At 28.4% G+C, this 22,116-nt stretch carries 19 protein-coding genes and 2 pseudogenes; 7 read left to right on the top strand and 14 right to left on the bottom strand.

Features of this window, described 5'->3' with window-relative positions:
• From purB to dcuC, 3 genes are read right to left on the bottom strand one after another with little or no spacing between them, the layout of a single operon-like run.
• Nucleotides 1-1,371 (bottom strand): adenylosuccinate lyase, encoded by a 1,371-nt coding sequence (gene purB, locus AVBRAN12654_RS04785; protein ID WP_214117876.1) that lies wholly within the window; start codon nt 1,369-1,371, stop codon nt 1-3.
• An 11-nt stretch (nt 1,372-1,382) separates the two neighbouring features.
• Nucleotides 1,383-2,540, bottom strand: a complete 1,158-nt coding sequence (locus tag AVBRAN12654_RS04790; RefSeq protein ID WP_214117877.1) for a trans-sulfuration enzyme family protein — start codon at nt 2,538-2,540, stop codon at nt 1,383-1,385.
• Between the two features lie 14 nt (nt 2,541-2,554).
• A complete protein-coding gene (gene dcuC, locus AVBRAN12654_RS04795) occupies nt 2,555-3,946 on the bottom strand; it encodes a C4-dicarboxylate transporter DcuC (RefSeq protein WP_214117878.1) in 1,392 nt (463 codons plus the stop codon).
• 175 nt (nt 3,947-4,121) lie between these two features.
• On the opposite strand from dcuC, the gene AVBRAN12654_RS04800 reads away from it, so the two are divergent.
• From AVBRAN12654_RS04800 to AVBRAN12654_RS04815, 4 genes are all read left to right on the top strand, one after another.
• Nucleotides 4,122-4,478 (top strand): RidA family protein, encoded by a 357-nt coding sequence (locus AVBRAN12654_RS04800; protein WP_336614029.1) that lies wholly within the window; start codon nt 4,122-4,124, stop codon nt 4,476-4,478.
• Between the two features lie 109 nt (nt 4,479-4,587).
• On the top strand, nt 4,588-5,577 hold the full coding sequence (locus tag AVBRAN12654_RS04805; protein WP_214117880.1) for a GMP reductase: 990 nt from the start codon (nt 4,588-4,590) through the stop codon (nt 5,575-5,577).
• Nucleotides 5,578-5,924: 347 nt separating this feature from the next.
• Complete coding sequence (locus tag AVBRAN12654_RS04810; protein ID WP_336614030.1) at nt 5,925-6,410, top strand: hypothetical protein; 486 nt, start codon at nt 5,925-5,927, stop codon at nt 6,408-6,410.
• A 431-nt stretch (nt 6,411-6,841) separates the two neighbouring features.
• Entirely contained in the window at nt 6,842-8,485 is a 1,644-nt protein-coding gene (locus AVBRAN12654_RS04815; protein ID WP_214117882.1) for a methyl-accepting chemotaxis protein, read from the top strand.
• A 42-nt stretch (nt 8,486-8,527) separates the two neighbouring features.
• On the opposite strand, the gene AVBRAN12654_RS04820 is transcribed toward AVBRAN12654_RS04815, so the two are convergent.
• Genes AVBRAN12654_RS04820 through AVBRAN12654_RS04870 form a run of 11 tightly spaced genes read right to left on the bottom strand, consistent with a single transcriptional unit; the run spans nt 8,528 to nt 19,500 of the window.
• Complete coding sequence (locus AVBRAN12654_RS04820) at nt 8,528-9,286, bottom strand: 5'-methylthioadenosine/S-adenosylhomocysteine nucleosidase (protein ID WP_336614031.1); 759 nt, start codon at nt 9,284-9,286, stop codon at nt 8,528-8,530.
• The gene (locus AVBRAN12654_RS04825; RefSeq protein ID WP_214117884.1) at nt 9,283-10,647 is read right to left on the bottom strand and encodes a uracil-xanthine permease family protein; all 1,365 of its coding nucleotides are present in this window, start codon (nt 10,645-10,647) and stop codon (nt 9,283-9,285) included. Before AVBRAN12654_RS04825 ends, AVBRAN12654_RS04820 begins: the two co-directional genes overlap by 4 nt.
• A 1-nt stretch (nt 10,648) precedes the next feature.
• Nucleotides 10,649-11,767 (bottom strand): GDSL-type esterase/lipase family protein, encoded by a 1,119-nt coding sequence (locus AVBRAN12654_RS04830; RefSeq protein WP_336614032.1) that lies wholly within the window; start codon nt 11,765-11,767, stop codon nt 10,649-10,651.
• Nucleotides 11,764-12,684 (bottom strand): DUF459 domain-containing protein, encoded by a 921-nt coding sequence (locus AVBRAN12654_RS04835; protein ID WP_336614033.1) that lies wholly within the window; start codon nt 12,682-12,684, stop codon nt 11,764-11,766. The genes AVBRAN12654_RS04830 and AVBRAN12654_RS04835 overlap by 4 nt, the downstream gene beginning before the upstream one ends.
• The gene (locus AVBRAN12654_RS04840; RefSeq protein WP_336607304.1) at nt 12,684-14,021 is read right to left on the bottom strand and encodes an MBOAT family O-acyltransferase; all 1,338 of its coding nucleotides are present in this window, start codon (nt 14,019-14,021) and stop codon (nt 12,684-12,686) included. Before AVBRAN12654_RS04840 ends, AVBRAN12654_RS04835 begins: the two co-directional genes overlap by 1 nt.
• 1 nt (nt 14,022) lies before the next feature.
• Nucleotides 14,023-15,003 carry a UDP-N-acetylglucosamine--N-acetylmuramyl-(pentapeptide) pyrophosphoryl-undecaprenol N-acetylglucosamine transferase gene (locus tag AVBRAN12654_RS04845; RefSeq protein WP_336614034.1) on the bottom strand — a complete coding sequence of 327 codons (981 nt, stop codon included), beginning with the start codon at nt 15,001-15,003 and terminating at the stop codon, nt 14,023-14,025.
• The gene (locus AVBRAN12654_RS04850) at nt 15,000-16,181 is read right to left on the bottom strand and encodes an FtsW/RodA/SpoVE family cell cycle protein (protein ID WP_214117889.1); all 1,182 of its coding nucleotides are present in this window, start codon (nt 16,179-16,181) and stop codon (nt 15,000-15,002) included. The genes AVBRAN12654_RS04845 and AVBRAN12654_RS04850 overlap by 4 nt, the downstream gene beginning before the upstream one ends.
• Before the next feature lie 2 nt (nt 16,182-16,183).
• Complete coding sequence (locus tag AVBRAN12654_RS04855; RefSeq protein ID WP_214117890.1) at nt 16,184-16,405, bottom strand: hypothetical protein; 222 nt, start codon at nt 16,403-16,405, stop codon at nt 16,184-16,186.
• Nucleotides 16,402-17,337, bottom strand: a complete 936-nt coding sequence (gene lpxD / locus AVBRAN12654_RS04860) for a UDP-3-O-(3-hydroxymyristoyl)glucosamine N-acyltransferase (protein WP_336614035.1) — start codon at nt 17,335-17,337, stop codon at nt 16,402-16,404. The genes AVBRAN12654_RS04855 and lpxD overlap by 4 nt, the downstream gene beginning before the upstream one ends.
• A gap of 1 nt (nt 17,338) precedes the next feature.
• Entirely contained in the window at nt 17,339-17,800 is a 462-nt protein-coding gene (gene ilvN / locus AVBRAN12654_RS04865) for an acetolactate synthase small subunit (protein ID WP_214117892.1), read from the bottom strand.
• Nucleotides 17,797-19,500: an acetolactate synthase large subunit gene (locus tag AVBRAN12654_RS04870; RefSeq protein ID WP_336614036.1), complete on the bottom strand. Its 1,704-nt coding sequence runs from the start codon at nt 19,498-19,500 to the stop codon at nt 17,797-17,799. Before AVBRAN12654_RS04870 ends, ilvN begins: the two co-directional genes overlap by 4 nt.
• Before the next feature lie 267 nt (nt 19,501-19,767).
• Here AVBRAN12654_RS04870 and AVBRAN12654_RS09545 point away from each other — a divergent pair.
• From AVBRAN12654_RS09545 to AVBRAN12654_RS04880, 3 genes and pseudogenes are all read left to right on the top strand, one after another.
• Nucleotides 19,768-20,481 (top strand): annotated as a pseudogene (locus AVBRAN12654_RS09545) (cache domain-containing protein); the annotation flags it as partial.
• Nucleotides 20,482-20,844: 363 nt separating this feature from the next.
• A pseudogene (locus AVBRAN12654_RS09550) lies at nt 20,845-21,339 on the top strand (methyl-accepting chemotaxis protein); the annotation flags it as partial.
• The gene (locus AVBRAN12654_RS04880) at nt 21,336-22,112 is read left to right on the top strand and encodes a tetratricopeptide repeat protein (RefSeq protein ID WP_336607301.1); all 777 of its coding nucleotides are present in this window, start codon (nt 21,336-21,338) and stop codon (nt 22,110-22,112) included. The pseudogene AVBRAN12654_RS09550 and the gene AVBRAN12654_RS04880, both read left to right, overlap by 4 nt.
• Nucleotides 22,113-22,116 lie beyond the last annotated feature (4 nt).

Raw genomic sequence — 22,116 nt, forward strand, 5'->3', positions numbered from 1 at the left:
TTAATCCTTTAAAATCTCTGCGTTTTTAATTTTTTCTAAAAACTCATCAACTAATTTTGGTGCATATCCAACATAAGTAGTAGCATCAAGTAAAGCATCTATTGATTTTTCATCTAAAACTTCTCTTACTCTACTATCTGCTAATAAAACTTCTTTGAATGTTTTATTATTTTCAATTCCAATCATAGCATTTTCATATACAATCTCATGAGCGTGTTGTTTTCCAAAATGCTCACTTAATGCAAACATAACCCTTTCGGCTAAAACAAAACCTTTTAAAGTATTAAGGTTATTTAACATTGAATCTTTTTTAACTTCTAATCCGCCTAAAGCTGTTTTCATATTATCAAGAACACAAGAAAGCATTAAAAAGATTTCAGGAAGTAATTTCCATTCCATTTTCCATACTTGTCCATCTCTTTCGTGTTCGTGTCTTTCAATATCGCTTAAAATTGCAATATTTGCTTTTAAAGTATTGCTAACTGTTACAGCATTTTCGCTTATTGCTGGATTTCTTTTATGTGGCATTGTAGAGCTTCCTACTTGACCTTTGCCAAATGGTTCAGCCACTTCATTTACTTCATTATGAGATAAAATCAAAATCTGATGAGCTATTTTATTAAAAGTAGCATTTATATTAGCTAATACATATCCAAGCTCAATAAATCTATCTCTTGCTGGTTGCCAAGAAATATAAGGAACTTTTAATCCTAAACTCTTTATTGTTAGTTTTTCAACTTCATTATGTTTATCACTTAAACTAGCTTTAGTGCCAACCGCACCAACTATAAGACCTACATAAAGTCTTTCTTCGCATTCAAGTATTCTTTCATAATGTCTATTAAGCTCATCAAGCCAAATAGCAACTTTATGTCCAAAAGTAATAGGAAGAGCTTGAAGCGCTAAAGTTCTTCCCATCATAGCTGTATTTTTATGCTCTACTGCTAGTTTTTTTAAAGATTTTGCTATGATTTTTAAATCATCTTTTATAAGCTTTAAAGCTTCTTTAAATTGTAAAACAAACCCAGTATCCATAATATCTTGAGTAGTTACCCCAAAATGGACAAATTCTCCATATCCATTCTCGCAAGCTTTTTCTAAGCCCCTAACGGTTGGAACTAATGGATGTTTTGTCTTTTTATATTCATTAAATATAAAATCCATATCCATATATTTATAAAATGATTTTTTAGCTATTTCTGTAGCTGCAGCTTCTGGGATAATGCCAAGCTTTGCTTGAGCTTTTGCAAGTGCAGCTTCAACATCAAGCCATTTTTGAATTCTATTTTCTTCACAAAAAATATCACGCATAGCTTTTGTGCTCCAAGAATCACCTAATAATCTCATATCAAATACACTAATACCTGTCATAATTTCTCCTTTTATTTAATTTTGTTAAATGCTTGTTCTAAATCAGCTATTAAATCACTAGCGTCTTCTAAACCTATATGAAATCTCACAAAAACCCTATTACTATCAACTTTAGTAGCAGTTCTTGGTGGCATAGTAACCGTTGCAAGACTTTCATATCCACCCCAACTAGCACCTATTGAAAAATATTCCAAATCATCTACGAATTTAATAGCTTGTTCTTTGCTAATTCCTGAATTAAATTCTATAGTTACCATACCATTAGTTCCTATGAAATCTCTTTTAAATATTTCATTGTTTGGATGGGTTGGTAATTTTGGATAAAAAATATTTTTAATTTCTTTTCTTGTTTGTAAAAACTCAACAACCTTATCTGCATTTTCTTCGTGATTTTTAAGTCTAATTCCAAGAGTTCTCATACCCCTAAGAACTAAATAACAATCATCAGGACTTGTAGTTAAACCTAAAGCTTCTGGTAATTCATTAAAATTTTTGTATTCTTTTTCATTAACAATCACACAACCCATAACAACATCAGAATGTCCGCTAAGGTATTTTGTAGCTGCAATTACGCAAATATCAACCCCAAGTTTTATAGGATTTGATAAATATGCACTTGAATATGTGCTATCAATTGCTACAGGTATATTGTGTTTGTGTGCTATTTCGCATAATTTAGGAACATCAATTATTTCATACATAATAGAACCAGGGCTTTCACATAAAATAAGTTTTGTATTTGGCTTTATTTTACTTTCAACATCACTAGCATCTGCTTTTAAAAACTCAACTTCTACTCCAACTTTATTTAAAAACAAATCACATATAGTTCTAACAGGTCCATAAATTCCATCAGTTATTAAAAAATGTGCGTCCTTACTTGCATAATTTAATAAAACCATAGCAAGTGCTGCAAGTCCTGTTGGATAAAGCGAAGCTCTAAATCCACCTTCTAGCTCACATAATAGTTTTTCAAGTTCAAAAGTAGTTTCAGTTCCCCTTGCACCATAACTTAAAACTCTTTGCGTTTTTCTAAGCTCACGATATTCTTGCCAAGTTTTATGGTCTTTAAATAATATAGTTGAAGCTCTCATAACACTAGGATTTACTGCTTTTACAGGTAAATCCTGACCACGACCTAAATGAATTAATTTTGTTTTAGTTTTCATATTCTCTCCTTTTTTTAAATATAAATACAAGTGCAAATAATATTTACAATACCAGCTACTATCATAGGTATTGCTGTTCTTTTTACAACCGCAAATGGGCTAACTTTAGCAATTCCTGCTACTGCTAAAATAGCAGGTGCAATTGGACTTACGCATCTTCCAAATCCTGTCATTATTTGAATAGGTGCTATCATCATAATTGTTTCAACATTAAAAGATTTTGCAATATTTGGAATTAATGGTGCAAAACTAAAAAACGCTGCATTTCCTGAACCCATCAAAAATGCTGATAAAGAAAGTAAAATTGATACAAATATAATTATTGCTAATACACCAAATCCAGCGTCTTTTGCAAAATTAATTAAAGTATCCACAAAACCTATTGATAAAAGCCCAGCAGCAAATACTTGACCGCATACAATAAGGCTTACGGTTATTACAAATAAATGTCCCATACCTTTAAAAAATACCATAATAGAATTTAAAGTTTCAATTACGCTTTTATATCTAATCATTTCAAAAATAATTGCTGCAAATGTAGAAATCATCATAGCTACAGGAACATTCATTTTTATGCTACTTCCAACAACTTTTGAAAATCCTAATATTAAAATTAGTGGAATTATTGGCAATATCGCATAAATTTTTGGCGGATATTTTGTTTTATTTTCGCCATTTTCACTAAGTTCTTTTTCAATTTCATCTTTATTAAACACAAAATTATCTTTTTTATCAAAATATTTAGATGTAAAATAAATAGCAATCGCAACAGCTAATATAATAGGTATAGTAGTTGGTAATTGATACTGAACAAAATAAGTAGCTGGATCAACTCCTGCTGTTTTAGCAGCTAATATAACATTACCACTTCCAGGACCATGGTCAATATATTGACAAGTCCCAATAACTGTTAATGCTGATAATTTTGAAACACCAGTCCTAACCAAAATAGGATACATAGTAACCATAAGTAAAAGTCCAAGTCCAGCGTGAGATGGTATAAAAATTACCAAAAATTGTGTAACAAAATAAGAAACTATTAAAAGCATATAAGGAGATTTTACCATACTAAGTGGCTTTTCAAAAACCTTAAATAAAGCATAACTAGCCCCAACATGCTCCATATACGCACTAAAACCTGCTATACACATAAGAGTAAGCCCAAGACCACTAAGTGTAGAAGAAAGGTTTTTATTAAAAACTTCAAAAAGATTAAAAAACCAAAAATTTAAATCCCCTTTAGCGTCTAAGACTTTGCTAGTAAAAATAGCATTACTATCGTGCATAGTCGCAACTAATAATAAAAACAAACCACTAAGCAACAACGCCATATGAGCATTTATCTTTTTTGCAAGCATAAAAACTAATATGGCAATTGCTACTAGTGAAAACAAAATGCTAAACATCTCAACTCTCCTTTAAAAATAAAATTATTATTTTGAAGTAAATTTAATAAAATTTTCTTAAAATTAGATAAATTTAATAAAATTTTAGTAAAAAAAGTAATATTTTTTATTATTTTTTATCAATTAATATTTTTTTGCTAATATTTTTGCAAAATTTTTCAAAAAAGGAGAAAAAATGAATTATCCAAAGGCTATTGGACCTTATAGTGTGTGTGGTAAATCAGATGATTTAGTATTTGTTAGTGGTCAGCTACCAATTGACCCTAGTACAGGAGAGTTTGTAAAAGGCGATATTAAAGAGCTTACAAGACAAAGTTTAAGAAATATAAAAGCTATCTTAAACGAGCAAGGTTTAGATATGAATAATGTTATAAAAATAACGGTTTTATTAGCTGATATAAATGATTTTGCAGCAGTTAATGAAGCTTATGCTGAGTTTTTTAAAGAGCCTTTCCCTGCTAGAAGTGCATTTGCAGTAGCAGCATTACCAAAAGCATCAAGAATAGAAATAGAAGCGATAGCTAAAAAATAATTCCGGTGAAAATCCGGATTTAAATTCCGTAAAGTATTTTTACTTTTAAAATCAAGTTTTTATTAATTGTTTATAAGATAAAATCAGTTCTTTAATTTAAGGAGATGAGATGTTAAATAATTTATTAGTATTTGATTATGAAGACGTGCAATTAATCCCTGCAAAATGTATAATCAATTCAAGAAGCGAATGCGATACTAGCGTAAGGCTTGGTAATAGAACTTTTAAACTACCTGTAGTTCCTGCAAATATGCAAACAATCATTGATGAAGAATTAGCGATTTCATTTGCTAGAAGTGATTATTTTTACATTATGCATAGATTTGAGCCTGAAAAAAGATTAGACTTTGTAAAAAAAATGCAAGAATTAGGGCTTTTTGCGTCAATTTCTGTTGGCATTACTCAAAAAGAATACGAATTTATTGATGAATTAAAAGCAAATGAGCTATATCCTGAATATATTACAATTGATATTGCTCACGGACATAGCGACAATGTAATTAAAATGATTAAATACATTAAAAGCACATTAAAAACTAGCTTTGTAATAGCAGGAAATGTCGGAACTCCTGAAGCTGTTAGGGATTTAGAAAATGCTGGAGCTGATGCAACTAAGGTTGGTATTGGACCTGGTAAGGTGTGTATTACTAAGCTTAAAACCGGTTTTGGAACTGGTGGTTGGCAGCTTGCAGCACTTCGCTGGTGTGCTAAAAGTGCTAAAAAGCCAATAATTGCTGATGGTGGTATTAGAAATCACGGAGATATAGCAAAATCAATTCGTTTTGGAGCTACTTTTGTAATGATAGGCTCATTATTTAGCGGACACGAGCAAAGTCCTGGAAAAACCATAGAAATTGATGGCAAAAAAATGAAAGAATATTATGGCTCAGCAAGTGAATTTCAAAAAGGTGAGCGTAAAAATGTAGAAGGTAAAAAAATGTATGTTCCATTTAGGGGAAATATTTTTGATACCTTAAATGAAATGAGAGAAGATTTGCAAAGCTCAATTTCTTATGCAGGTGGAAAAGAACTTCGTGATATTAGAAAAGTTGATTATGTAGTTGTTAAAAACTCAATCTTTAACGGAGATACTATCTAATTAATAAATTTTCCTAATTTAGCTATAAATTAGGAAAATACATACTCTATTAAATAATTTTTTTAATTTAAATTCTAAGCTAGTAATTATTTTGATTAAGCACAAAATATAATATTTTGCCTTATAACGACATTTAATATTTAATTCACATAAAAAAACTTATTTTTAAACTATCTAATTAATCTTATTAACTTTCATTAATGGGGGGGGGTATTACAATAAATTTTATTTCATTAAAGGAGTTAAATATGGATAAAAATTACGATGCTATCTAAATAATTTATTTTAAAACTAAAAAATATAAAAAATCTAAAAATTAAAAAAAACTATTTTGAAAGGAAAAAACAATGAAAAAATTATTAAGTTTAACAACAATGGCAATGATTGCGTTAGCAACTCCAACATTAAGTGCTGATACAACAGCTAACACTACTAAAACAGTAAAAAAGAATAATGTATCTCAAAATATAGATTATTCTAAAATGAATTATGAACAATTAGAAAAAATTGCTAAAAAAGCAGACGAAGAAGACACAGTGTTCGCATTACAAGCTTCAGGAATATTAAACAAGTTTTATACAACAGGATCAGAAGCAAACTATAAAAAAATGTTAGATTTACATAAGAAAGTTATTGCAAAAAGAGAAAATTTAATAAAAGAAATAGATAAACGTAAAGAAAAATATGACAAATATCATGAAAATAATCATGAAGCTTATGAAGCATATTGGAATTTAAGCCTGACAGCACATTCGGCTGAAAGCATAATAAAAGCATATGCAGACGGATATAGAAAGCTTTTAGATGAAAAAAATAGACTAAATAGCTATTAAAATTAAAATAACTTTTAAAAATTAAAAAGGATTTATAATGGGATTAGGTCAATTTTGGTATAAAACAAAAACCTAATCCATAAGCTATCTTGCTAAATTAATTAAAATCATTAAACTAAAATTGAAATTATCAAAAAACCTTTAAAAAAAATAGATTTAAGCACCTTAACACACAAAAGCTATTAATTAAAAGGCTTATGCAATTAATTCCTAATTTAAATTCTTTTAATTTTAAAATATAAAAATCATCATAAGATATTGATTTTAACGCTATTAAATATATGAATTTCAACTAAAATTCCTAGCTTATATGCTTAAATTAAACTTAATTAATTCATATATTAAATTATCATTATAATTTTTCTAATTTTTATTTTGCTAATTAATAATTTTTATTATAATAAAATAAATTTAATTTAAAAGGAAATAAAATGTTAGGGAAAAATCTTTCTTTAAAAGCTCAATTATTCATTGGTTTTGCTAGTATTCTTGCATTTATTTTAATCATATTTTTTAGCGGATATATTAAAATTAATAGCGTAAATAATGATTTAAACGAAATTAGCGATGTAAATGCTGTAAAACAAAGGTATGCAGTTGATTTTAGAGGTAGTGTGCATGATAGAGCAATAGCTATTAGAGATGTTGTTTTATTAAGTGATAAAAACGAGATAAATAATGCTATATCTTTAATTGATAAATTAGAAAACAATTACAATGTAGCAGCTAATAATATGGCAAAAATATTTGCAAATGCTAATTTGGTAGATGATAAAGATAGATTGATTTTAGAAAAAATTAAAGGCGTAGAAGCAAAAACTCTTCCTTTAATAAAAGAAATAATTCAATATAAAAACAATAATGATACAAACAAAGCTCACGAAATATTATTATCTCAAGCAAGAGATAGTTTTGTTACTTGGCTAAATGTTATTAATGAATTTATTGATTATCAAGAAGCAAAAAATCAAGCATTAACAAAACAAGCAAGAGGGACAATTAGCAGCTTTTTAAGTAGTAGTATAGCAATTAGCATAGTTGCATTTTTAGTAGCGATTTTCTTAGCACTTTATATAACAAGATTGATTATTAGCTCACTTGGTGGAGAAGTAAAAGACGCAGTTAAAGCAGTAATTAGCATATCACACGGGAATTTAGATACTAAAATTGATACTAAGTATAAAGATAGTATGCTATATGCTTTAAAAGAAATGGAAAATAAATTAAAAGATATTGTAGGAGAAGTAATTCATTCTTCAAAAGAATTAGAAAATAGTGCAAAAGAAGTAACAAATGCTTCAAATAATGCTAGCAAATTATCAAACGAACAACAAAACAAATCAAGAGAATCTTTAGAAAATATAAACAATGCTAGAATAGCTATGCAAGATGTATTAAATATAGCAAATCAAACTAAAGAAAATTCTCAAAAAACGGTTGAATTATCAAATAATGGAATTAATTCTATGAGAACTACAATTAAAGAAATAGAAAAAATCACAGAAACCGTGCATTATTCTTCAGAGCAAATCAAAATGCTAGATAAACACTCAACCGAAATTAGCAATAGTGCAGAATTGATTAAAGAAATCACAGAGCAAACAAATCTTCTTGCATTAAATGCTGCAATTGAAGCAGCTCGTGCAGGAGAGCATGGGCGTGGATTTGCAGTTGTAGCTGATGAGATTAGAAAATTAGCAGAAAAAACTGACACAGCAACAAATGAAATATCAAATATGATTTCAATAATACAAAGCGAAACTCAAGCAACGGTTGATGCTATTCAAACAGCAGTTCCACAAGTAGAAAGCGGAATGAGACTAGCTAATGAAGCTAATTTGATTTTAGAGCAAATCAGCCATCAAGCAAATGATTCATTATTAAAAGCTAATGAAGTAAGTAATGCTGCTAACGCACAAGTAGAAAAACTTCAAAGCCTAAATAACGATATGATAAGTATCACAAAAAGCTCTGAAAATACCAATAAATCTATGCAAGAAAACACACACGCAGCAAATAGCTTAAAAGAAATTGCAAATACCTTAACACAACATATAAAATATTTTAAAATATAAAAAGATTTTTATCCTAGTTTTTGCTAGGATAAAAATTAAATATCAAAACTTATCAATAATCTTTATTAATAATTCTTGTAATTTAATAGCAATACTAGGAGTATAATCAATATCTTCAATCAAATTATCAGATACAATTCTAATAGCTAAAAACGGCACATTAAAAGCTTTAGCAACTTGAGCAGCAGCTACACTTTCCATCTCTTCAACACTTGCATTATAGGTTTTATTCCAAAGATGAAGCATTAAGATTTCTTTATTAAACGCATCAGCACTAGCTATATTTACCTTTAAAACCCCTTTAGGAGCTAGGCTTATAAATTTATTTACTAAAGTTTCATCACTTGTAAAATACTCATTTTTTAAATCTTCATTATTTGCATCTAGCAAAGTTAGTGGAGCTATCATTGGCTCTTTTGCTAAAGGGTTGATAGTATATAAACTCTTAGGAGTTTTGTAAGAATTTGCATTATAAATTCTATCTCCTACAACTATATCTCCTAATTTAAGACCTTCTACAATAGCACCTGCTGTGCCTTGATTTATAATAATATCAGGCTTAAAATAAGTTATGCCTAAAGTTGTGGCTGCTGAAGCATTTACAAGACCTATTAAAGTCCTTGATACTACAATATCTTTTCCTTTAATTTTGCCTTCATAAAATATATAACTACCGATTTTAACTACCTTTTTATCACTCATAGCATTTACTAAAGTATCAATCTCAATAGGCATTGCACCTTGAATTAAAATCCTAGCAAAAATAAAGCTAGGAATTAATAATATTAATAGTTTTCTCATTTATTATCCTTAGGTAATAAAATCTCAAGCAATATAGCACTAAATCCTGCAGTTGCAACTGCTGAGCCAAATAGATTTTTAAACACATCAGGTAAATGCTCTAAAATAAGTGGTTGAGTGCTTACTCCTAAACCTAGAGCAAGTGAAATTGAAAGTATCATAACAGAACGCTTATTTAATTCTTCTCTTGAAATTATCTTAATTCCAGTTGCAGCAATTGTTCCAAACATTACTAAAATAGCACCACCAATTACAGGTTCAGGTATTCTTAAAGCAAACTCTGCAACAATAGGAAAAATCCCACAAATCATAAGCATAATACAAACAATATATCCAACATAACGACTTGCAACCCCGCTTAGTGCAATTACTGCGTTGTTTTGACCAAAACAAGAATTTGGAAAGGTATTAAAAAATGCTGATACTAAAGAGTTAAACCCATTAGCAAATACCCCACCCCTTAATCTTCTTTCGTATATTTCGCCTTTCATTGGCTGATGACTTAGCTCACTTGTAGCACTAATATCGCCAATGGTTTCTAGTGAAGTAACTAAAAATATTATCGCAAATGGCAAAATTAGGCTAGTTTCTATGCTAAGACCATAAAACAATGGTTCAGGAACTATAAATAAATTAGCTGAATGCACATTACTTAAATCAAATCTACCTAAAAATGTAGCAAGTATTAAACCAATAATAATTGAGAAAAATAAAGCTCCAACTCTAAAAATAGGCTTTTTAAAAGAGTTAAATACTACAATTGATAATAATACTACCCCACTTAAAGCTAAGTTTTCTAAACTTGCAAATTGTAAATTCGCAGGAATATCCTTGCTCATACTAGCAAATCCACCGCCTGCACTAATAAGCCCTGCACTAATTAAAGTAAGACCTATTATCATTACAACAATGCCACAAACTAGATTTGAAATAATTCTTTTCACATATTTTAAACTGATAGATACTAGCATTTCAGTGATACTACATAACATAAGAGTTCCAAAAATTGCTGCTAAAATCTCTGCATCACTTAGGTTTTGATTTCTTAATACTAAGCCACCTGTAATGATTGCTGAAACGAAATTAAAGCTTGTTCCTTGAACACTTAATAAACCTGAACCAATTTGAAATTTTCCGACCTTTAAAGTCATCATTTGAATAAATCCAGCTACCCCACTAGCAAATAATGACATAGAAATAATCCTAGTAGCATTTTCAGGGCTAAGTCCTAATTCTTTTCCTATTAATAATGAAGGAGTTATTACTGCTACAAACATAGCTAATAAATGAACAAGTGCAGCTAAAACAGCACGCACAAACGGAGGCCTATCTTCTAATTTATATATTAATTCATCTTTCATTTTATTCCTTTGTAATCTTTAAAAACTCTAATAACCTAAATGCTACATACTCATAGCCCGACTTAGTAAGATGTGTATTTTTTAATGATTTTTTATCATTTATCCAAGCAATTTTTCCCCCTTCTTTTTGCATTAAATTATCTATATCAAAAATATAAACACCACTTGTCTTTGCCACTTGTTTGATTAAAGTTTTTACTAAAGCATTATTCTCTCCTTTAACATAGTTTTTATTCACAAATAATGTTGGTTCTGGCGGGATTAATAATATTATTTTTGATTTTTTTGTTTTGAAAAGTTCTATAATATTTAAATAGTTATTAATGAAATTCTCTTGATTAATCTTATTTGACACACTCTCATTTGTGCCAAAAGAAAATATTATTAAATCATAATCTAATTTCTTAGCAACACTTTTAGCTAAGTTATAATCTATTCTTGAATAATTAAAAATACTAGCTCCATTAATACCTAAATTATCAATATAACTAGAATTATTAGTAATAAAACCACCGATTTTATTTGCCGTTGTAGAAAAATTAATCTGATTTGTATTTTTTTGATAATTTTTTATATTCCAAATTCCTGATTTAAATTCTAAATACTCAACATTATTAGCCTTGAATTTAAGATGGATATTAATCTCACATTTTGCATTGCAATTTGCATTAATTCCACCAAAACTTAAATTAGTTTTTGTATTTATCAAATACTCTACATTAAATCCTAAATTATTATAATCTGCTAAATACTGATTGTGCCATTTAGGTAAAATCGCAGGAACAAATCCTAAAGAGTGAATATTTAAAGCCTTTCTAAAATATTCGGGAATATAATCACTTGCTAAATGAGAATCTCCTATAAATGCTATTTTTTTATAAGGAATTAAAAGATTGCTTTTAGGTTTTACTTGGATTTCTTTTGGTTTATCAGGCTGAAAATTAACTAAATTTGTTTTAACTTTTGCTTCTTTGCTTACAAGAATTTCATTTTGGCTTTTTTGAGATATTTTAGGGGATTTATAAATCTTATCTGTTTTTATCTCTTTTATAAATAAACTATCCACATAACTACAAGATGAAAAAAATATAACTATACTAAGATAAATAATAATTCTCATTGTATTTCAACTGTTTTAAAAAAATCTTGTGAAATCAACTCATACCCAAGTGGAGTAAAGTGTATGCCATCATTTGACCTAATCCTTTTGCTTTTGCCATCTATCTTGATATAAAAATCAAAATGCTCGGTTAATACAGAATCTAATTTTATGAATTGATAATTATTTTTTTTAGCCAATTCATAAAATACTTCATTTAATATTTTTATTTTTTCATTTTGCTCATCGTTTTTAACTACAGGTAATTCATACCAAAAAATATTAGCGTTATAATCTCTTGTAATTTTTACAAGTTCATCAATTCTTTTTGTATAAAAACTCTTCCATTCACTATCGCCAAATTTTAATACCTTGTTGTTTTCATTAGCATTCCATAAATCATTTACACCTACTAAAATTACTACATTTTTAATTGCACTTTCTTGTAAAGAAGATTTTAAAACCTTTGCATAATCATAGTATTTTTTCCTAAGTAATCCTGTGCTTTGCTTTGCTAAATTCTCACATTTAATATTTTGTTTTTTTAAAGAATTGCATATACTTAGCCCAACACCTTGCATTAGACTATCGCCTAATAAAATTACTCCATTATCTTTACTTAAAACTAATTTTTGATTATTGTGAATTTCTTGCTTAGCAATTAGCTTAATCATATATAAAGTATCAAGATAACATTTATGAAATACCTTTATTTTATTATTGTTTTCATTGCTTATTTGTGGTTTTATTTCTTTTACCTTTGTAAAAAACACATTGTATTCTAGGTATTCTTTAAATTCATTGCTTTTTTTAAAAAATGCAAAATCTAAATCTATATTTTTATGATAATTTACTTCATAATATTCTTTTAAAGAGTCGTTAAATAAGCTAATAAAAATAATGCTTGAACTAATAATTATTAAAACAAATTCTTTCATTAAAACCCTGCATATATAAAGTTAGGAATTCCACTTGGCATATAAATAAACACAATTAATAAAACTAGATTAATTACAATAATTTTTATAAAAATATTTAAGTGTCTTAAAATATTTACAACCAATGCTAAGTGGTTTTTAGAATAAAAATTAATTATAAATAAAACAAATACTACTAAAAATATATAAATTTCTCTTTTATCAATGAAATTAAATTTCAAGAAAAATGAAAAATATTCTCTAACCTCATCAAAACTCACAAAATAAAAAAAGCTCCAAACAATGCTTATATAAGTAAAAGTTATAAATGAAGCTACAAATTTATTAAACCTATATGAAAATAAAGAAATAAAAATCAGCCCTAAAGCGTGAGCTAAACCCCATAAAGCAAAATTATACGAATTTCCGTGCCAAATACCCGAAATAACAAAGGCAATAATAATATTTAAACTTGTTCTATTTACCCTATTTCCACCAAGTGGAATATAAATATAATCGCGAATAAAACTTGATAAACTAATATGCCATCTTTTCCAAAAATCTTGAATGTTTCTAGCTTTAAATGGATTATTAAAATTCTTAGGCAATTTAAAGCCAATCATTAAAGCAAATGCAGAAACTAAATTAATATAAGCACTAAAATCTAAATATAATTTGATTGAATACAAGTAAAAACAATTTAATAAACCTAAAAAACTTAAATTATTTAAATCATTTAAAAATGCGTAAAAATACTTATCCACAATAGGTAAAATCAAAAATACTTTTACTAAAGCAAACAATAAATTAGCTAGTATTAAATCCTTGTGTTTAAAGCGTTTTAAAGTATTAAATTGCTTAATAAAATCAACATATCTAAATATAGGACCACTAACAAAAGTAGCAAAAAAACTAAGATAAGTAAAAAGCGTTAAATAACCAACTGGCTCTTGTTTTTCTTTATAAACCCAAACAATATAAGTAATTGCATTAAAAGTATAAAAACTAAGCCCTAAAGGAAAAATTATATCAGCAATCATAATATCAAAATAGCTTAGAACATAATCAACACTATCTTTAATACTTGAATAATATTTGAATATACATAGATTCAACACTATAAAAAATATAGCAGTATAAAAGATATTTTTAGTATTTCTAACATAAACGCTCAAAGCAAAAAAATGAATAAAAAAGCTAAAAACAAGCACTACTAATAAACAATAAGGATTAAATAAATATAGTATTAGTATATTAAACCCTAACAATAAAGCATTTTGCTTATTTTTGCCTAGTAAATTAAATACAATGAAAAATATAAATATTAATATTAAAAACTCAACAGAAAAAAAGCTCAAATCAATATTCCTTTAAAACATTTGCTAAGAATTTAGCACCATTTACATTTTCATATTCATATAAATTATTAGCATATTCTAAGGCATTTGTTTTAAACAAATTCAATACAAATTCTTTATTTAAATTCTTTTCTTCACAAATAAATGCTAGTTTGTTTTCTACTAAATGCAAGGCGTTAAAATATTGATGATTTTTATAAGCATATTTATACGGCACAAAAAGTGTTGGCAAAGCTATGTTTATTAGCTCAAAACTAGCACTAGCACCTGCTCTACTAATAGCAAAATCAGCTTCTTGCATATACTTATCAATCTCTTGTGAAAAACCTATTAGTGTTGGTTTAATTTCATATTTCTCATACGCTTTTTCGTATTTATCATACTCTTTAGCACCACATTGATGAATTAATTTAATATTTAATTTTAATAATTCAGGATAAAGCTCTAATGCAAAATCATTCAAAAATCTAGCTCCTTGAGAGCCACCTATTATTAAAATCGTTTTAATTTCGGTTCTTTTTCTTTTATTGAGTGCAAATTTTTCTTGCACAGGGTAAGGGCAAAACTCTTTTTCATAAGCTGAAAAAAACCTTTTAGCAAATGGTTTTGTAAGGCGATTTGCAAGACCCATTTTTGAGTTTTGTTCGTGAATTATTAGTGCTTTAAAACTGATAATTGCAGCTATACTAGCAGGCACACTTGAATATCCACCAACGCTTAAAACACAAGTAATTTTATGCTTTTTAAATATTTTAAGACATTCAAATACTAAAGCTATTAAAGAAAATAAAACTTTAATCTTGCCTAAAATTCCTTGATTTACGAAACCACTACTTTTTAAAAAATAGCAATTGCTACCTTCAAACCATAAACTATCTTGTCCTTTAGTGCTACCTATATAAACAAACTCATCTAATTCTTTTGACACAGCTTTAGCTACTGCTAAATGCCCGCCTGTTCCACCACCAGTAATTGCTATCATTCTTTATTTTCCAAATTAATATTTTCTCCTGTATTTTTAAAAATACTTAATAATATTCCAATAGCTATAGAATTAGCCAACATAGAGCTACCCCCATAGCTTAAAAATGGCACTGCAATTCCTTTTAAAGGAATTAAAGAAATAATTCCACCAATATTCATTAAAAAAGTAGCCATAATACAAACACCATAGCCTATACAAAACAAATAATTTTGCTTATTTTTCATATAAGTTGATAGTTTTAATACCGAAGCTATTAAAAAACCAAACAATAAAGAAACAAACAAAAATCCTAAAAATCCTATTTCTTCGGCAATGCCTGATAAAATAAAGTCAGTATGAACCTCACTTAAAAATCCTAATTTAAAAACCCCTAATCCAAATCCTTGCCCTAATAAATCTCCATTTGTAATAGCATTTAAACTATGTGATATTTGATAAGGCTCACTTGAATGGGCTATTTTAAGACTTTCTTGAATGCTTTCAGGGAAAATTGGTAAAACAAAATCTTGAATACTACCCCACCACTCAAGCCCTCTTTCAAGTCTTCTAGGATTATAAGCTATTAATGAAATTCCAGCAGCAATTGCAGCTAAAAATAAATATAAAATATTTCTAAACCTAACCCCAGCAGCTAATGCCATAATAAACAATGTAACAGCAGTTACAACACATTGTCCTAAGTCATTTTGAGTAATATAAGCATAGCCAAAAATAAAACAATATATAGCTATAGTTGGAGCTAATAATCGCAAATCTTGTAAAAATTTTCTTTTATTTTCATCAATCTTTCTTGAATATGTAAAAGCCAAAAAAGCTATAAAAGAAATTTTTACAAATTCTAATGGTGCAATGGAAAAACCAAAAAGCCTAATCCATCTTCTAGCTCCTTTAGTTTCAACAACTAACGAAGCAGGTAAAAATGGTAAGACAAAACAAGCTAAAACACTGCAACCTAAAATAACATATAAAATTCTATAACAAGCCTTTTCGCTAATTAATTGAAAGGTAAAAATAATAAGCACTCCAACAATCGCAAAAAGGGTTTGAGAAAATAAAAAACCATAAGGAGATTTTTGTCCCCCATAGTTAAAAAAACCCATAGAAAAAACAAAAACTATGCTAAACATCATAAGTATTAGCACTATTTCAAAAATTCTTAAATGGGTTTTAATCAATTTTATTGCCTTTTGCCACTAATTGATTGTAAAGCTATTATTAATTCATCTAAATTTTCATAAGGAATATGAACTTTCCATTCTGGAATATTTTCTTTTAAACACACAGCTATGCTTAAAACATCATTGCTACCATCTCCATAAGGGTTTTTAATATTAGCTAATGATATTTTGCCACTTTGAGTGCCTTTGAGTAAAATTGAACTAATTAGTTCAGCCTTCATTTATTAATCCTTTTTAATTTTGCTTGCATTTTTAGCCACTCACCTTGCTCCATTATAGGAAATCCACCATAAACCTTGCCACCAGCTAAATCTTTACTAACTCCGCCCCTAGCAGCAATAATAGCACCATCGCCAATTTTTAAATGCCCACTCGTTGCACTCTGACCGCCCATTACGACAGCATTTCCAAGCTCACTTGAACCCGCAAGTCCTGTTTGAGATACCACTAAGCAACCTTGACCTAAAACACAATTATGTCCTATTTGAACTAAATTATCAATTTTAGTGCCTGTTTTTATAAGTGTTTTTGAAAACACTGCTCTATCAATACAAACGCACGAACCAATCTCAACAAAATCTTGTAATTCTACATAACCATTATGATAGATTTTAAAATGTCCTTTGCTATTACTTGCATAGCCAAAACCATCGCTTCCAATAACACTTCCAGCGTGAATTATACAATGATTTCCTATTACACTATCATTGTAAATTGTAACATTTGGGTATATTATTACATTATCTTTAATACAAACTCCATCGCCAATATAAGCACCTGCTAAAATAGTGCAATTACTTCCTATGCTAACATCTTTACCTATATAAACATTTGGCATTATTGTTGTATTTTCGCCTATAATTGCGTCTTTACCAACTCTAATTAAATCCTTAGAAAATACCTTACTAAACAATGCAAAAATATATTTTGGGTCTTCGCAAATAACTGCTTTTACATTTGTTGGTAAAAGATTTGCTAATTTTTCACTAATTAATACCGCACCTGCTTTAGTAGTTTTTAAAGCATCACATTCTTTTATACAAAAACTAAGCTCATTTTCATTTGCATCTTCTAAGGAATTTAGATTTGAAATTTGCATTTCAAATTCTATTTTAATTCCTATATTTTCACATAATTCTTTTAAACTTTTCATATTAATTTTCCATCAAAACAACGCCGCTTCTAGCACAATCTTTAGGATTGTATTTTTTAATCGTCTTTAAAAAATTATCCACTCTATCGCTAGTATCATTTACGCAAATTGTCATATATTCATCATTTGAGTGAGCTATTGTTCCATTATAGCCTTTTAATAAACTATCAAGACCAGCTAGATTTTGGTCTATATTGATTTTTACCAAAACACATTCACGCTCAACAAATTCGCAATCTTCAAAAACTTTATAAGTAGAAATTAATTTGTGAAGTTGTTTAGTAATTTGCTCAAACACAGCTTCATCTCCACTTGTAATTATATTAATTCTTGAAAACTCTGTCCCTGCAATAGGAGCAACAGTTAAGCTATCTATATTATAACCACGACCAGAAAATAACCCTACTACTCTACTTAAAACCCCGTGTTGGTTTTCTACAATAACGCTTAACGCCCTTCTCATTTGCTATCCTTTGTGATTAATTTTTGTGGTAATATCATATTATAAATTGCAGCACCTGCTGGAACCATTGGTAAAACATCTTCATATCTTGAAATAACAACATCAATCACGCAAGTTCTAGGGCTTTTTAAACATTCGTGATATGCTTTAATAAATTCATCTTTGCTCTTTACTCTAAAGCTATCACAGCCAAAACTTCTTGCCAACATTTCATAATCAGGTTGCACATCTTCAAGATTGGTTTCTGAATATCTTTCATTATAAAATCTAGTTTGCCATTGGCGAACCATTCCTAAATAAGCATTATTTAAAATAATATTAATTACTTTTTTACGCTCTGCAGTTAGCGTCATTAATTCTTGAATATTCATCAAAAACGAACCATCACCAGCAAAATTAAGAACTACTTCATTATTTTTTGCAAATGCAACTCCTAAAGCAGCAGGAATTGAATATCCCATAGTTCCTAAACCACCACTTGTACTAAGTCTTCTTGGCTCATTGAATTTAAAAAATTGTGCTACCCACATTTGGTGTTGCCCTACATCGGTAATAATATTTGCATTAGGAGTAATTTTCGCACATTCATTAATTACCCATTGTGGTTTTAAGATTTCATCACTATCTTCATAACTAAATGATGGATATAAACTCTCGTGTCTATCTAAAACACTATGCCAAGTTGATAAATCAAATTCAAATTCTTTTACCTCATCTAAAAGATCGCTAATAACACTACCAACATCTCCAACTATAGGAAAATCAGCTTTAATGATTTTAGAAATTGAAGTTGGGTCAATATCAATATGAGCAATTTTTGCTAATTTTGCAAACTCGCTAGTTTTACCTGTAATTCTATCATCAAATCTAGCACCTAATGAAATTAATAAATCACATTCACTCATAGCCATATTAGCTCTATAACTTCCGTGCATTCCTGCCATTCTTAGATTATACGGATTATCGTGTTCTAATACCCCTAAACCCATTAAAGTGCAAACCGCAGGAACTTTAGTTTTTTCCACAAATTTACGGATAGCCTCGCTAGAATTTGAGCTAATACAACCACCACCTATATATAAAAGTGGTTTTTTAGCTTCCATTAAAGCACTTGCTAGGCGTTTAATTTGTCTTGGATTGCCTTTATAAGTTGGCTTATATGTTTTCATATTTACTTCACTAGGATAAACAAATTCGCCTTTAATAGCTGTAATATCCTTTGGAATATCAATATGAACAGGTCCTGGACGACCACTTCTTGCTATAAAAAAAGCTTCTTTTAAAACTCTTGGTAATTCTTCAATAGTTTTTACTAAATAAGAATGCTTTACACAAGGCCTACTCATTCCAACTGCATCAATTTCTTGGAACGCATCAGTTCCTATTAGCGAATTTGCAACTTGAGCTGAAATTAAAACCATAGGAATACTATCAGCATAAGCTGTAGCAATCCCTGTTAAAGTATTTGTAAATCCTGGACCACTTGTAACAATAGCAACTCCAACTTTACCACTAGCCCTTGCATAGCCATCTGCTGCGTGAGCTGCACCTTGTTCGTGACGAACTAAAACATGTTTAAAATCATTTTGCTTATATAATTCATCATAGATATTTAAAGCTGCTCCACCAGGATAACCAAAAACTACTTCAACACCTTCTAGCTTTAAAGCTTCACAAATCATCTTTGCACCTGTAATCATACTGCCTCCATTAGGTTTTTTCTTAGGATTTAATCAAATTTTGCTTATTTAATAATTAATACAAATTAAAAAGAATAAAAAATGTAAAAAAATAAAATTTAATTAATAAAAAATTTATCTAATATATTTATTATTTACGAAAAATTAAAAGGATTTAGAATGAAAATTTCACTTAAGATTAGTATATTGGTATTTTGTTCATTATTGCTATTAGTAGTATCACTTAGCTTTAATTCTAGTTTAATGTTTGATAAGTTAGAAAACAAAATGCTAACTGAAATTGAAAACGAAAGCATATATCTTAGAAAAGAACAAGTAAAAACTTTAGTAGAAAGTATGGTTCAATATACAAAAACAACATATAAAGATTTAGAAAATCAAAACAAATTAAAAGAATTTAATGACATATTAAAAAACAAATTAGATGAAGTAAGATACGATAACAATACTAAAGGATTTTTAGTATTTCAAGAAGATGGTTTAGTTGTGTATCACACACTAAAAGATTGGATTGGAACTAATAAAATTAATTCAGTTGATACCAATAATAAAGCTTTCATACAAGATATAATCAATGCTGGAAAAAATGGTGGTGGCTTTAGCGAATATGAGTTTAAATATAAAGATAAAACTACTAAGAAATTCTTAGCATATTCATTACAAGATAAAGCAAGTGGCTTGATATTTAGCACTGCAGTTGATTTAGATAGTGTTTATACATTTTTAGATAAAAACGCAAAAGAATTAGGCGAAGAACAATTTAAAGAATTAATAAAATTTATAATTATTAGTGCAATTATTTTCATAGTTTTAATGCTTATTGCATATATTTTCGCAACTTTATTTATATCAAAACCTTTAAAAATATTAGAGATTAAAGCAAAAGATTTAAGCAGTGGAGATGGGGATTTAACTAATAAATTAGAAGTAAAAGGAAATGATGAAATAGCTCACGCTTCAAGTGCTATTAATGAATTTTTAGAAAAAATAAGAATTTTAATCAAACAAGCTAAAAATATTTCTAACGAAAATGCTTCAATAGCAAGTGAATTAGGCAATACTAGTCTTCAAACAGGAAAACGCGCTGAAGAAGGCAGTGAAATAGTAAATCAAATAGCTAAAAAAGGACAAAATACCAAAGAAAGCTTGGAAATAGGAGTTCAAAAGGCTAAAGACGCTACTATAAAATTAGATGAAGCTTTAAATATGATGGAAACTTCAAATAAAGAAATTAATATATTAAGTAATAAAATTATAAATAGTGCAAGTATTGAAAGCGAACTTGCTATGAAAATAGAAAAGCTTAGCACAGATGCTGATAATGTAAAATCAGTATTAGAAATCATTAACGAAATTGCAGACCAAACAAATCTTCTTGCACTAAATGCCGCTATTGAAGCTGCACGTGCAGGCGAGGCAGGTCGTGGGTTTGCCGTAGTAGCTGATGAGGTTAGACAATTAGCTGAAAAAACACAAAGAAGTCTTAGCGAGGTGAATGCTACTATAAGCATTATAGTTCAAGGTATAAAAGACGCAAGTGAGCAAATGAGTATTAACTCAAACCAAATGCAAGATTTAAGTAATATTGCAAATTCTACTAAAGATAATATGAATATTATGAAAAATAGCGTAGCAGAAGCTATTAGCTCAAGTGAAAAAACCGTGAATGATTATATAAATACAAGTAAAGATATGGAAGAAATTCTAAATAATTTAAACAATATGAATACAATAACGAACGAAAACGCAAGAAGCGTTGAAGAAATAGCTGGTGCAGCAAATCACCTTAGTGAAATGACTGAAGAGCTAAATAAAAAATTACAAGAGTTTAGAACATGAAAAAGATATTATTTTTAATTAGTATGAGTTTAGTATCAATGGCTGATTATTTAAGTGATTGTGAAAATAGCAAAATCCCTGCTGCTTGTTATAATCAAGGTGTAGTTGAATATAATCAAGATAATTTAGGTCTTGCAATAAGACATTTTACCCTAGCTTGTGATGGCGATATTTATAATGCTTGCTACAATTTAGGGGTAATTTATAGTAAAAATAACGAAAAAGATAAAGCAAGTAAATATTATGAAAAATCTTGCGATAATGGAAATTATGAAGCTTGCTTTTATGCAGGGATTAATACTCAAGATTTTAATAAATCAAAAGAATATTTAGCAAGAGCTTGTGAAAATAGCCATAAAGACGCTTGCTATAATTTAGGAATACTATTTAAGAAAAATCAAGAATTTGATAATGCAAAAATATATCTAAAAAAAGCTTGTGATGATAATTTAATCCCAGCTTGTTATGGCTTAGGCAATTTATATGCTAATGAAAAAAATAATAACTTAGCTATTAAATATCTATCAATTGCTTGTTCTGCTAAAGATTATAATGCTTGTTATAATTTAGGTAATGTATATTATGAATTAAAAGATTATGATAAAGTAGCTAGTTTGTGGAATCAATCTTGCGATAATAAAGACGCATACGCATGTAATAATTTAGGCGTTATGTATCATAAAAAAGATAAAAATATGGCTAAATTGTATTATAAAAAATCTTGTGATTTAGGAAATAATATAGCTTGTGAAAATCTAAAAATACTTGAATAATTTA

The organism is Campylobacter sp. RM12654, from assembly GCF_020137585.1.
Lineage (GTDB): Bacteria > Campylobacterota > Campylobacteria > Campylobacterales > Campylobacteraceae > Campylobacter_E.